The organism is Photobacterium sp. TLY01 (assembly GCF_021432065.1).
Classification (GTDB): Bacteria; Pseudomonadota; Gammaproteobacteria; order Enterobacterales; family Vibrionaceae; genus Photobacterium; species Photobacterium halotolerans_A.
Genome location: NZ_CP090364.1, coordinates 1,206,930 through 1,220,560, shown reverse-complemented (window position 1 = coordinate 1,220,560; position 13,631 = coordinate 1,206,930). Strand labels below are relative to the sequence as shown.

The following is a 13,631-nucleotide window of genomic DNA, read 5'->3' as shown; positions in this document are numbered from 1 at the left end:
CGGCTGGCTCTGCGGCCAGCCGTGATTGGATTTATTGCACCTGGCTCAGCCAGCTGTTGTCTTTAAACCACTTGTCGTAGATACGCTCATAGGTACCGTCGCCTTTGATCTGGCGCAGGAAGTTATTAAGGAAGTTCAGCATATCCATATCGCCCTGTGCGACCGCCCAGCCTAATGGCTCATAGGTAAATGGTTGCTCCAGGTGAACCACTTTACCGCTGTTCTGCGAAGCATAAATGGCGTTGAATGGCATATCGTAAATAAAGGCATCCGCTTTGCCATTTGCCACTTCCAGTACAGCATCAGACTGAGTTTCAAACACATTCAGCTTTGCTTTACTGATCATGCGCTTGATCGCTTGCTCACCTGTGGTGCCCAGTTTGGTTGCAATCGTGTATTTGCTGTCATTCAGATCTTTGTAGCTTTTGATCTTCCCTTCCAGCTCAGGATTGAGCAGGATGCTCTGACCCACAATGATGTAAGGGTCGGCAAAATTGACGCGCATATTGCGCTGCGCGTTGATCGTCATCCCCGCATTGATGATGTGGCACTTACCGGTTAACAGCGTTGGAATAATACCGTCCCAGGCTGTGTTGACCGGCACATATTTCACGCCCATCTGGCGGGCCATCATTTTACCGATATCAATATCAAAACCGACAAAAGAGCCGTTTTTGCTTTTCATTTCGAACGGCATATAACCTGCGTCAAAACACACCCGAAGTTCGCCGGTTTTCACAATATCATCCATGACCGGGCCAGCAGTGGCAGACACTGACGTGCCTAACAATGCACAGGCTGCCACAACACTGCTTACGAATTTACGCATAGACATCCTTGTATCCTTCTCTTTATCAAAATGCTGATGTATCGAACTCATACGAAGATGGTTATAGCAAATTAAATCTTGCGAACTCAATTGAGACTGAACAGAAAATAATCAGGACAAATGTCAAATTCATGCTAATTTATGGCATAAATAATCACACCAACGACTTTCAACAGCACCAAATTACAAGAAAAGCAGCATCAGGCAGCACAGATTGCGGAAGTCAGCGCCAATCACAAAGGATGATATTTAAGTTGATTATTTGACAGTGGGCTCATTATTAACAAATTTAACACCACAGAAGACAGGAAAATCTACCAAACCGGCAGACAGATACACAAAAATATTATAAATCCAGGTATGTGACACACAGTTCATTGATATCAATGCTGTCAGGCATTTCATTCAGCGTTTTCGCCACGGCTCTGTCCTGAATGCCTTCAATCACCCGCAGGCCTGAACCTTCATCCGCCCGCAGCGCATTCACACTGTCATCACTTAAAAACAGCAGCCATAAAAACCCATAGAACGTATGAATACGACTGACATCTTTTCTGGCATAAATCGCTTTCCCCTTACCTTCTATCATGACTTTACTGCGCACTTCAGACAGCCAGTAGGTCGGAAACAGTCCTAAGGTATAAGTCGAAATCATGCCGGAGATGTTTTCATCTGCGTAGTCATTCTTCGCATCGGTATACACTTTCATTTCATAATAGGTGGGCGTATTGCGGCACTGATCAAGATAGGTATCAACCACGACATCTTCCAGATCGCCGCCGACATAGCCGACACACCCCTGAAGCAAGAGTAAAGTTATCAGGCTGGACAATGCCTTTTTCATACGACGATTTCCGGTTCCGGGCTGTGGGAGATCAAATAAAAACGTGTTGCATAGCTTAACGATAGTGAATCGCTGTGCAAATTGAAGCAGCGATGCTGGGAGGCTGTTCAAAAAAAAGCCGCAAAACAAAAGTGTCCTGTATTGAGGGAGCACTTCTGACTGCGGCTTTTTTCCGGCAGTGCAGAGAACTTACTTCTCTACACGGTTCATGTATTTGTGTTCCAGTGTATTCACACGAATGCGATCACCGGTTGCAATGTACTCTGGCACCTGGACGGATAAACCTGTGCTCAGTACCGCAGGCTTTGTCCGTGCACTGGCAGAGGCGCCTTTGATGGAAGGGTCGGTTTCTACAATTTCCAGATCCACTGTAGACGGCAGTTCCAGCGCAACCGGCGCACCATTCACCACCAGCACATGCAGCCCCTGAATATCTTCAGTAATGAACAGCAATTCTTCTTCAATCACATCTTTGTGGAAGTGATATGGGGTGTAGTCTTCATTGTCCATGAAGATATATTCTTCACCGTCAATGTAAGAGAAAGACGCGCCATGGCGGCTAAAGTCTGCCAGTGTGATGATGTCGTCCGCTTTGAAGCTCACATCCGCTTTCGCGTTGGTTGCCACATCATACATACGCATACGGTACAGGCTGTTACCAGCACGGCCACTTGGCGTTAGTTTGTTGATTTCTTTAACAAAATAAACCTTACCTTCGTGTTCAATCGCTGCAGACTTTTTAATCTCACTTGCCTTTGGCATAGCCATAAACTCCAGATAGACATTTGTCGCGAGAAAATAGCACGAAACGGCATGAAGACAAGTAGACAGTGAAAAAAAAGTGACCTTTCTTACCGTTCCACCTGAACAAACGAAACAAGGCGCTAAAAACAGCGGGCTGACCTCTGTCAGCCCGGCTGTGGTGCACTATTTAGGGTGTGGTTTGTACATATTGATAGGCTATGGTAATTGTGGCACCTACCGCCGGAATTGCGGCACCGGTGAACACAACGGCTTGCGACAACGGATAGTACTGCCAGCCATTCGCCGTGCTGCGCTGTACCGTAACCCCATTCACTTTGACGGATAAAGAAGAAGACAGGATCTGATGGGTTGCGGCCAGGGATAACTGATAGCCGGCACTGGTTGCCCCAGCATTATTTGCCACCGTATTCATGAAGCTGTCGTATTCTGAAATCAAATCAATGTTCAGGATTTTTCCAAGCGTCGATACCGCCAGATCATCATATTGACTGATGCCAGCATCCCCCGGCTTCACAATGGCATAGACGCGATAACCGTGATCCGTGAACAGGTTTTGGCTCGGATCAAACGGCGGATTATTGCCGTACTGACTTGGCTCATCACTGACAATAATGACAGAAAGTGACGCGCCAACCCGGGGATATCCGGCCAGAGTGACCGTCCCGTTCACCGGTTCGAGCGCCTTTTCAGCGTAAAAGATCCCCCGCTCCGTCGCACTACCGTGAGTCCCCGGAATGAAGTCCGCTTCAATTTGCGTGGCATCATGGGTAAACCCAACGCCACGTAGCTGATCCGAGTCTGTGGTGATCGTACCGACCTGATAATCGATTCCGGAAGCCCCGATGGTTTGAATAAAACTTTGGGTCAAGCGGCTCAGCTCATGCTGTTCATCTGACATACTGCCCGAGTTATCAATCACAAAGAGAAAGTCCGCTTTCGAGCGCGTCTGTTCAACCGCGGTAAACTGATCTGACTGCAGCAGCAAGGTTGAACCCAGCGCTGCACTGATCGTTTCGGATGTCGTGGCGCTGATAACATCCGCATAACGTCCGACATGACTTTTATCTACCAGTGTCGCCGTCATAATCAGGCTGTCCTGCAACGGGTCATAGCTCACAACCAGATCAAACTGAAACGTCGAGGCGGCCACTTCTGTCGCCGCTGGTATTAACGTATCTGTCACGCCGCCAATCACATTCACAGCCATTTGCTGAAGCAGGAGATGGAGCAAATGGGTTGGCAGCATGGCTGTATTGAGGGTGATGTTATAGCTGGCAGACACATTGCCATTTTCCAGCACTGTCTGTGAAAGCTGTTCAATCCGATCTCCCGCTGATGGCAAATGCTGGCTGACCGCATTGACCATGGTTTGCAGAATTTGCTGGGCTGTCGTGCCCTGATTCAGTGCCCCCCGTTCAGCAACAAAGCCCACCAGCTCAGTCTCTTCCGGTGTTGGAATTGCCATCATTCGCGAACTCGCAGACGCCGTTTTCGGATTCCCGTAAATCACGGTGCCAGAGATATCCCCCGTCACTGGTGACATCGTAAAGTCATCCGGCAAAAATACCTGACGGGTTTCAAGCGACACTGATTGAGTGGCCGACGGGGCCTGGCTGACTGTGATCGTAATGGATTTAGACTGCAGTATCTGCTTACCGCTGTCGTTCAGCTTTTCAATGCTCACTGTGTATGTAAACTGTCCGAGATCCGAGCCGGCCTGAAGATCCAGGACATGTGGCTCGCTGCTGCTTCTTGGAGACAATAATTGACCGTTCTGATCTGTCCATTGGATCTTATCCACTTGCCAAGCATTGGATATGGTTGCCTCAAGCACAGAAACACCGTGACTCAGCACTGTCGCTGGTGAGGCAGTCAGCGCATTAATCACAGAGGCCGGTGCATCCAGCGTTCCGTCGCTGCAGAGAATCTCAGTGTCTGTAATTTCGTCACTGTCCAGGATCTGATTGTTATTCTTATCCACACCCATGTAGATCTGCTGCCCGCCTGCCGGGCAATTCACATCCTCCCTGGCAATAAAGGCAATCCCAACCAATGCCTCATCAAAAATTGAGTTCCCTTCACCATCTGAACTTTGCTGACCGTCGTTACAGACATACTTTGACGAGACGTATTCCGCCTCATCCAACTGCGCATTCTGGTTTTCATCGTAACCCGCAATAATCCGCAGCCCCCCGGAGGCGCAGTGCGAATCGTTGGCGGCTAACGTTTCCGTTCGAATCAACGCATTTCTCTCGGTGCCGGAAGCATCATCATCTTTATCATCATCCCAGCAGGCAGTTAACACACTGGTCAGTACTGCCAGCAGCGCGACTTGAATATCCTTTCTCATGTTCTCACCTAACTCATTGACGTTTATCTGTTCTGTAAACACAACAAATCACCATCAACACCTGATGCGGGCATCAGGCGTACGTCAGACAGACTTCGATTTGATATGGCGGTAAGTTGCAGAAGCTGATAAGTGCAACTATGCAACCGAGTGTGGTTGAATCCATTGAGAATTGGAATCTGTGCGGGTATTTCAGCAGGTGAAATTCATAATTTCACCAAAAAAGTTTGATGTAATCGACACCATTTGAATTCAATTATCACGATCACGCCGCTAAAAAAAATCCCTCCGGGTTTGCACCAAGAGGGATTGAACCAAGCTCAGATGATCATGACTCCAGGTTCATCACGATTCGTCCTGTGATTTCACCTTTGAGCATGTCATCAAAAATCTCGTTGATATCTTCCAGTGCTTTCACTTCAGTGATGGCTTTCACCTTGCCTTCGGCAGCAAATTGCAGGCATTCCTGTAAGTCCTGACGCGTGCCGACAATTGAGCCAATCACTTTCGTGCCATTCAGCACGGTATCAAAGATAGGGATTGGCATGTCTTCCGGCGGCAAGCCCACCAGCACACAGCTGCCGCCCCGCCGCACCGAGCGGTAAGCCTCTTCGAACGCAGGCTTGGACACTGCCGTACACACAACACCATGCACGCCGCCCACCAGCCGGTGAATAGCTTCAGACGGCTTTTCTTGCATGAAATCGATACAGTGTTCAGCACCCAGCTCTTTCGCCAGCGCCATTTTCTCGGCGCCGGTATCCACCGCGATCACGTTCATGCCCATGGCTTTGGCGTACTGAACGGCCAGGTGGCCCAAACCGCCCACACCGATAATGGCGACCCACTGGCCCGGCTTCACTTCGGTCACTTTCAGCGCTTTATAAGTGGTCACCCCGGCGCAGAACAAAGGCGCGGCATCGACATAAGACAATCCGTCCGGAATTTTCACCACATATTCGCCATGCGCCAGGCAGTACTCGGCATAACCGCCATCGACTGAATAGCCGGCATTTTGCTGATCCAGACACAAGGTTTCACGGCCGGACAGACAATACTCACAATGACCGCACGCTGAATACAGCCAGGGCACACCCACCCGATCACCTATCTTGAGATGATGGATTTCACTGCCCACCTGAACAATTGCGCCGACGCCCTCATGGCCCGGCACCAGTGGCATTTTGGGTTTCACCGGCCAGTCGCCGTGGCAGGCATGTAAATCGGTATGACACACCCCGCAGGCATGAATTTTCACCAGTACGTCCCGGGGTTTGACAGCAGGCAGGGGAATGTCTTTGATTTCCAGTTTCCCTTTGAATTCATTCACTACAGCGGCTTTCATGACGGCAACTCCTTACGCGTGGTTGAACAGCCATTGTTGGTGAAAAATTCACCTTGTTTATAGATCTGGATCAATATTCATCTAATTGAATACTGTTTTGTGATACACGTGAGCAAATGTGTGAACGCGGACAAGATCAAGCTCAAGGCCACGCCAGACAGCAAGCGGCAGCGCAGGACCCAGCGGCACATCACCTATCGCATTCGCACTTTGATAACACATCATTCCTGTGAATAAGTTGTAATTTTACAACAAACAAGCTGACAGAGATCACAACTGGCAACTAATATTGCCAGTTTTTGGTTTAACTTTCGGGTCAAAATTTCTTGTCTTGTCGGTCAGGTTTTGGTTAAATGCCCTGGTTTTCGAGTTAATCTTAGTCATAGAGAAGTTGAATGTTGTCATTGAACCAAATTTCACACCTGAAGTTATTTTTCTTCACTGTGCTGATTAGCCTGTCTTTCCCGATTGGTAGCTATATTACGGCTTCCATGGATCCGCTCGTCGTCACTTGGGTGCGTTATCTGCTGGCCAGCCTGCTGTTTGTCGGAATTCTGGTCGCGAAAAAACAGTTCCGCATCCCCTCTGCGAAAGATTTAGGCCGATACACGCTGATCAGCCTGCCGGCACTGGGCTATTTTGTTGCCATGTTTATTGCCCTGCGCGACACCAGCCCGCTGGACGCCAGTGCCCTGTATACGACAGTGCCGTTAATGAGCGCCATTCTGGCGGCGTTCGTATTCAAGCGCAGCACCTCCCTGTCTGTCACCCTGGCTTTGCTGGGCGGTATGCTGGGTGCAGGTCTGATTATTTTCCGGGGCGATCTGAGCGCGGCCGGTTCGATCGCCATGACAGCCTCGAACAAAATTTATTTGCTGGGCTGTCTGGGCATGGCACTCAATCCGATCATTGTGAAAAAGTGCTATCGAGGCGAATCTTTCGTCCACCTGACCTGCTGGACTCTGATTTGTGCCACCGGCTTGCTGACCGTCGCCGCGGCACCTCAGCTGGTACAGGTACAATGGACGCAGATCCCAGCGGAAATCTGGCTGGGGATTGGGTATCTGGCGGTGTTCGCAACGGCAATCAGTTTCTTCCTGTTCCAGCAGGGCAGCGTCGCACTGGCTCCTGAACAGGTCTCGGCCTATACCTATCTGATCCCAGTGCTGGTGCTGCTGGTGAACCGTTTCACCGGTAATCTGGTTCCCTGGGAAGAAGTCAGTTATGGCGTGGTCACTGTCTTGCTATCGATGACTGTCATGATTCGCCGCGGTTCGCCCGGCACCCATGCAGCGGTTGCCAAACCAGAACAGGAAGCACTGGCAAAATAATCGGAAGCATACTGCAAAAAAATACCGCCCACGCCTCCGGGCGGTATTTTTCTATCCTCCCCGGCTAGATTTCTTTTGAGCATCAACAATACTGGTAGTGATATCGCCAGCAACACAGAAGATGCTTATGACAACCCGACGCGAGTTCCTGTGCAAACAAATCCGCCTGATTGATGGCATCGTCCCGAATGCGGAGAATCCACTCAACAAGCACCTGAAAATGGCCTGGAGTCCATTTCAATTCTTCCGCGGCACCGCCCAGCTGTTTTATGCCGATCTCGCCCAGGAGTTATTCACCTTACCCGATTTATTACTGGCCAGACCCGGTCAGACCTTCATCATGGGTGACTGTCATCTGTCTAATTTTGGCTTCTTGACCGAAGAAGGTTCACAAGGTGATCAGGTGATATTTTCACCCAATGATTTCGATGATGCCTGTGTCGGCTATGCCGTCTGGGACATCGCCCGCTATCTGACCAGCCTGGCACTGGCGAGCGATTTTGGCTGCGGGTTACTGGAAGGGCGTTATCTGACCGATGAAGTTGATATTGATGACGACTTGAACGCCGTCAACACAGATGACGTCAGGCAGGCCAGTGAAGCCTTTCTGCACGCTTACACCAGAAGACTTCAGGATGTTATTGAGGACAACGATGCCAGATACAATGTCCTGAAAAAGTTCGATGAAGATCATGTGCTGGATAAATATTGCCGTAAAGCCAGCAAACGCGCCGCTGGGGGAAAAGATTTTCTGAGTAAAAGCCAGCTTGCCAAATCCACCACCTTTGAAGAAGGCAAGCTGCGCTTTGCAGATAAGCCGTTAAAATATCAGCGCATTGATACTGCTGAATATGCAGAGGCAGAAAAAACGTTCCGGCCATATCTGGATGATGAGGTGCTGGATATTGTGATTCGTCTTGATGCCGGAACCGGCTCAAACAACGTCGGGCGATATTATTTTCTGGTCGGGCCGAGTGACGTCAGGAGCATCGATGACTTACCTCTGTGCCATATTGTGGAAGTGAAGCAACAGCGTCAGGCTGCACCGATATTTGCCTTTCCTGACATCAACCCGGTCAATGCCCTGAATCCGGCTCATTTAACCGCTGACTGCCAGCGCTTCATGCAACGCAGACCCGATTTATTACTCGATGAGGTGATCTGGCGGGATAAACACTGGCTGGTGCGTTCACGGCACCATGCACGCCTGTCTCTCAAACCCGAAGATCTGATCTTAAATGACAAAGATCCCAGCACGGCATTTTGTCAGTATGCTTCTGCCTGTGGTGAAGCACTGGCGCTGGCCCATTCAAGGGGGGACAGGCGTTCAGCACGTTTTGAACAATTTATGCTCGAAGGCCTGCCCGGCAATCAGGACGCATTGCTCACCGCCTGTCAGCAATACAGTGAGCAGGTCATCCAAGACTACAACATCCATTGTGGCTTGCTCGGAAAATAAGCCGTCATGGATATCTTGATCACTGGCGGTACCGGCGGCATTGGCCATGCAATGGTCGAAAGACTCAGCCAGCTTGAGGCAGTGAATGTGCATGCACTGTGGCATCACACGCCACCGCCCGAACTATCAAGCCGCGTCCAATGGCACCGTGCTGACATTACGAACGAAAAAGATATCATCGAACTGGCCCGCAAGCTGGAGCGAGTAGACTGGATCATGAATACCGCTGGTAAATTACACTCGGAAACCATTCAGCCAGAAAAGAACCTGCAACAGTTTGAAGCCGCAGCATTTGAAGAAATGATTCGCGTGAATACGCTCCCCACCCTATTACTGGCGAAGCATTTTACCCACGCACTCAAGCGCAGTCCTTCGCCACGGCTGGCTGTGTTATCTGCCCGGGTGGGCAGTATCAGAGATAACCGGCTGGGTGGCTGGTACAGCTACCGTTGTGCCAAAGCTGCACTGAATATGGCCGTGAAATCGATCAGTATTGAGTGGCAACGCACGATGCCCAACAGTTGTGTCGTGGCGCTTCATCCCGGTACGACAGACACACCACTATCCAAGCCATTTCAGCACAATGTGCCAGCGGGAAAACTGTTTCCGCCTCACCGTGTTGCCAGTGACCTGATAAAAATCATTGAATCGCTGACACCAGCTCAGACCGGACAGTTTCTGGCTTACGACGGCAGCGTTATTGATTGGTAATCTTCCGTTTGTGTTTATTGCGACGACAGCGCTCAGAGCAATATTTCACCTCTTGCCAGCAACGGGCCCATTTCTTGCGCCAGGTAAAGGGCCTGTGGCAATAAAGGCAGATTTTTGTCGGTAAATCCCGGCCTGTCATCACCTACCCTCCAACTCGCCGAAGCATCCGAACATCTAACCAGTATTCCCAATCAAGCTGCAGGTTTTCCCGCCTCCGCTGAATTGAAAGTGAGTGCGTGTTAAATCCACATTAAGCCATCGGTCGATTGTTCCCGCAGGAAGGAGTAGACCTGAAACAGGCCCAGCACTTCACCTCCCCGACGGTATTTCAGCAACATGCCTCTGTCCCCCAGAGACATTGCACCATCAATATAAACCCGGTTACCGCTCACTTTCGGTTTCAGCCCGGACACGATGTTGTGGCCCATCAACACCGCATCAATATGAGCGACAACACTGTGTTCATCATGGGTGAACACAGCCCGATCCCAGACACAATCATGCAGCTCTTCTTTGCTCAGCGTGTGCGCGTCACAGCACTGGGTGAACTGCTGCCAGTCATAAGACGCAGGCACGGCGGCATGCACCAGACCAATGCAGTGACCGTTAATCTGCAGGGTAAAACACAGGGGTAAATTTGCCGCAAAAGCCAGCATTTTTCTGACCTCAGCAATAGCAACATCTTGATGCCAGCGGCCGCCATTCATGATCCATAAGGATCTGTCGGCATTCTCTGCCATAGCATTGAACGCCATTTGTTCATGGTTGCCCTGAATGGCATAAATGGCCGGGCAATCCCGCACGGCTTTTAATAACGCCAGTGAATCCGGGCCACGATCGATCATATCGCCCAGAATAAACAACCGGTCCCGGATTTCACCATCCAGCGGATAACGAAACCCCACCTCCTCCAGCACATCTTGCAACAGCGCGTATTGTCCGTGCGGATCAGACAGAAAATAAATGTCGTAATGGGGGTCGAGCTGAAGGTATTCGTGCATGGAACCACCCGTCATATTGCCTGTTCTTCACTTAAGTTTAGCAACAGACAATATGACGGACAGAATGCTGACTGTGCCTTCTTTTCAAAAGGTGTCTGATCGCCAGAGAGTCAAGTCATTGAGCCGAGCTTCCGTCCCGAGCAATCACTTTGTAAATCGTGGCACCAATCACAGCCCCGACTATAGGTGCCAACCAAAATAACCAGAGTTGTGCCATTGCCCAGTCGCCAACATAAACGGCAACACCAGAGCTACGGGCAGGATTGACGGACGTATTTGTCACTGGAATTGAGATCAAATGAATTAAGGTTAAGCACAAACCAATTGCGATCGGTGCAAATCCCGCGGGAGCGCGAGAATCGGTTGCTCCCATAATGACAATCAAGAACATCATGGTCATTACGACTTCGCAGACCAAGGCAGCCAACAATGAATACTGCCCCGGAGAATGCTCACCGTAGCCGTTAGAAGCAAATCCCGCGGAAAGATCAAACCCCGGCTGACCAGAAGCAATCACGTAGAGCACGCCCCCCGCCACTATCCCTCCCAGCACTTGAGCTACAACATATGGTAAAAGATCACTGGCAGGAAAACGTCCACCAACCCATAGACCAACCGACACAGCCGGATTCAAATGGCAGCCAGATATATGCCCAATAGCAAAGGCCATGGTTAGCACAGTTAAGCCAAATGCCAGGGCTACTCCCATCAAACCAATCCCTAACTCGGGAAATGCTGCCGCCAGTACAGCACTACCGCAGCCACCCAGCACAAGCCAAAACGTGCCAATAAACTCAGCAAGATACTTATTCATATGATCAACCTTTTCGATCTGTATCCGGGTCACATTGCCCGATAGTTTCGCGTATTGACGCTCAACGTAGAAACAGCAGTGCTAACACTGTAAGAGCTCATGCATGCAGAGAGCCCAGAAAGGTTAAGTATATGAATGGCGCGAATAAAAAAAGACGCAACTGCCTTCGTTATTAATGTTGAAACAGCGTCTTAATGAGAAGAATGGATTTCTGCTGGATAAAGTGCTGCTCGATCATGACTTGCAGCAATGCTGCAAGTCATGATCCAAGCATAACGAACACTATCGCCACATGCGCGCCAGTACATCCTCATGGCTTTTACGAATGCGATGCCAGAATGCCATCACAATATGACCAAGCGTAAAGGCCAGCAGCAGCCAGGCCAGCTCTCCGTGCAGCAGATTCCCCAGCCCGACCATCCACTCAATTTTTTCGTTGTCAAAACCGTCCATCAGCGGGATCCCAAAAGGCGAAAAGGCACGGCCAGAGCCATACTGTCGGATCAGTGCCAGCGCAGGAATGACAATCATCAGTGCATATAAGGCTTGATGGCCCAGTGCAGCGAGACGGCTGACAGCGGCCGGACGACGTGACACATTCAGCAGCGCCCACACCAGGCGTAACGCAATGATGATCAGCAACAGAAAGCCCAACGGCTTATGTGTTGCCCACATCAGTTCATCCAGCCACGAATCTTCAAGCAAGGCGTGCGTTGCTGCCGACAAAAACTGCCAGAGTAGCAGCACTGCCACTCCCCAATGTAAAAACCGACTGATTGCACCATAGCGCTGAGCATTATCCAGAACTGACATCACATGATCCTTATTGCTTCTTAATAAGCACTTTAGACGCTGATCTGCAGAAAAATTTCCCGTGAAAGTAACACATTTACATTTACTTACGTAAACGGGCTGAAGGCATGACCGGCAGACAGCAAAAAAGCCACGCTTATCACGTGGCCCTGCTCAGAATTTACATGCCTTCTGCTTCAGAAACCTGAGGATGGTTATCACGGAAATATTGCCATTGCTCTACGCGACGCCCATCAGACAGCACACAATAAGTCACCCGCTTGCCATCTTCAGTCACCATATCCAGCTTCCCGCCCTTCTGAACACAATACACGGCGGCCGGGTTTGCAGATCCCACCGGTTCGCTCGCTGGCTGACTCACACAGCCGAGCAGCAAAGAAGCAGCAGCCGCACAAGCCAATAGATACGTTTTATTCATTTTCTTCTCCCAATTCATTCGCTTTTATAATGCGGGCCAGTATAAAGACAATCCGTCACATGATGTCTTGATCGTGTTAAACATCGTGTCCGAGCAAGACAATTTATCCTGACAAAACGCAATTCCCTACTTTTACTGTGTGAAATTATCATATCACTGATAACTCTGAACAAAAACAATCTATACAGAAAGCAATCGCTGAGTGCAGGCAGCAGTTCGCAAATAACACCTGCGCGCTTGAGATACAGGGGAAAGTCAGCAGAAAAATAAATATAAGCCGTGATATAAACAATCACCACCAGCAAGGAAAGCAGTGCATCAAAATAAATCACATCCGCTTTATTGAAGTAGAAATAAAATATGCCCAGACACAGCACCACGATGATTCATATCATTGTTATGTCTGATGTGGCTGAATGATTATTTCGACGCTTTGCGCAATGCTTTCAGCGCTTCACTTTCAAGACGCCGTGCCTTACCGGATACCCCGACCATACATATAATAGCAGCCATCATAATCACAAGATTTACGGCGCTCTCTGCCACAAATAACATACATAAGGTGTTGATGAACCCCACCAGTGCAATCACTGTCGTTTGATAAGCGAGCGATTTTACCTGCCTGATGGCCTTTTCTTCAGACTCGGCAACGACACTATCAGACACAAGGGTCACAGATGCCGCTTTGCAAGCTTCAAACTGAAGGTTAAGCTCATCCTCGCTGACTTTTTCACTTGCCGAGTATTGATGGCCGCTCTTCATCACAAAGTAAGTATTCATGATCACTCCTGAATCGGGTTGAGAAATACACCAACAGGCCGTTCCGCCTGGCTGGATTGTCAATGAGTAGGCGGCAATTTCATGAAACATATGTAATATCTTTACGTCAGCGTTTCCGCGCAGATTTCAGATCACTGATTTGCTAAAACGCTATCGGATGTATATACATTG

The 13,631-nt window shown here is 49.5% G+C and carries 14 protein-coding genes; 3 read left to right on the top strand and 11 right to left on the bottom strand.

Translation table 11 applies throughout. The features are described 5' to 3' along the window. Positions 1–31: 31 nt before the first annotated feature. The 5 genes from LN341_RS06085 to adhP all read right to left on the bottom strand — a co-directional run bounded on the left by LN341_RS06085 (position 32) and on the right by adhP (position 6,133). Complete coding sequence (locus tag LN341_RS06085; protein ID WP_234204410.1) at positions 32–829, bottom strand: transporter substrate-binding domain-containing protein; 798 nt, start codon at positions 827–829, stop codon at positions 32–34. A gap of 346 nt (positions 830–1,175) precedes the next feature. Then, on the bottom strand, positions 1,176–1,673 hold the full coding sequence (locus LN341_RS06080; protein ID WP_234204409.1) for a hypothetical protein: 498 nt from the start codon (positions 1,671–1,673) through the stop codon (positions 1,176–1,178). A 189-nt stretch (positions 1,674–1,862) separates the two neighbouring features. After that, positions 1,863–2,435, bottom strand: coding sequence for an elongation factor P-like protein YeiP (gene yeiP / locus LN341_RS06075; RefSeq protein ID WP_234204408.1), 573 nt, complete (start codon positions 2,433–2,435; stop codon positions 1,863–1,865). A 169-nt stretch (positions 2,436–2,604) separates the two neighbouring features. After that, on the bottom strand, positions 2,605–4,788 hold the full coding sequence (locus tag LN341_RS06070; RefSeq protein WP_234204407.1) for a vWA domain-containing protein: 2,184 nt from the start codon (positions 4,786–4,788) through the stop codon (positions 2,605–2,607). Positions 4,789–5,116: 328 nt separating this feature from the next. After that, a complete protein-coding gene (gene adhP / locus LN341_RS06065) occupies positions 5,117–6,133 on the bottom strand; it encodes an alcohol dehydrogenase AdhP (RefSeq protein WP_234204406.1) in 1,017 nt (338 codons plus the stop codon). Positions 6,134–6,528: 395 nt separating this feature from the next. On the opposite strand from adhP, the gene LN341_RS06060 reads away from it, so the two are divergent. From LN341_RS06060 to LN341_RS06050, 3 genes are all read left to right on the top strand, one after another. Continuing rightward, a complete protein-coding gene (locus LN341_RS06060) occupies positions 6,529–7,464 on the top strand; it encodes a DMT family transporter (RefSeq protein WP_234204405.1) in 936 nt (311 codons plus the stop codon). A 127-nt stretch (positions 7,465–7,591) separates the two neighbouring features. Next, positions 7,592–8,923: a DUF2252 family protein gene (locus tag LN341_RS06055; protein ID WP_234204404.1), complete on the top strand. Its 1,332-nt coding sequence runs from the start codon at positions 7,592–7,594 to the stop codon at positions 8,921–8,923. A 6-nt stretch (positions 8,924–8,929) separates the two neighbouring features. Then, positions 8,930–9,634, top strand: a complete 705-nt coding sequence (locus LN341_RS06050; RefSeq protein ID WP_234204403.1) for an SDR family oxidoreductase — start codon at positions 8,930–8,932, stop codon at positions 9,632–9,634. On the opposite strand, the gene LN341_RS06045 is transcribed toward LN341_RS06050, so the two are convergent. From LN341_RS06045 to LN341_RS06020, 6 genes are all read right to left on the bottom strand, one after another. Beyond that, positions 9,621–9,773, bottom strand: a complete 153-nt coding sequence (locus LN341_RS06045; RefSeq protein ID WP_234204402.1) for a DUF2256 domain-containing protein — start codon at positions 9,771–9,773, stop codon at positions 9,621–9,623. The genes LN341_RS06050 and LN341_RS06045 overlap by 14 nt on opposite strands. Positions 9,774–9,873: 100 nt before the next feature. Beyond that, the gene (locus tag LN341_RS06040) at positions 9,874–10,635 is read right to left on the bottom strand and encodes a metallophosphoesterase (RefSeq protein ID WP_234204401.1); all 762 of its coding nucleotides are present in this window, start codon (positions 10,633–10,635) and stop codon (positions 9,874–9,876) included. Positions 10,636–10,750: 115 nt separating this feature from the next. Further along, positions 10,751–11,449, bottom strand: a complete 699-nt coding sequence (aqpZ, locus tag LN341_RS06035; protein ID WP_234204400.1) for an aquaporin Z — start codon at positions 11,447–11,449, stop codon at positions 10,751–10,753. A gap of 282 nt (positions 11,450–11,731) precedes the next feature. Continuing rightward, positions 11,732–12,262 (bottom strand): cytochrome b, encoded by a 531-nt coding sequence (locus tag LN341_RS06030; protein ID WP_234204399.1) that lies wholly within the window; start codon positions 12,260–12,262, stop codon positions 11,732–11,734. 160 nt (positions 12,263–12,422) lie between these two features. Next, a complete protein-coding gene (locus tag LN341_RS06025) occupies positions 12,423–12,680 on the bottom strand; it encodes a DUF333 domain-containing protein (RefSeq protein ID WP_046219301.1) in 258 nt (85 codons plus the stop codon). A 420-nt stretch (positions 12,681–13,100) separates the two neighbouring features. Then, complete coding sequence (locus LN341_RS06020; RefSeq protein ID WP_234204398.1) at positions 13,101–13,550, bottom strand: hypothetical protein; 450 nt, start codon at positions 13,548–13,550, stop codon at positions 13,101–13,103. Between the last annotated feature and the right edge of the window lie 81 nt (positions 13,551–13,631).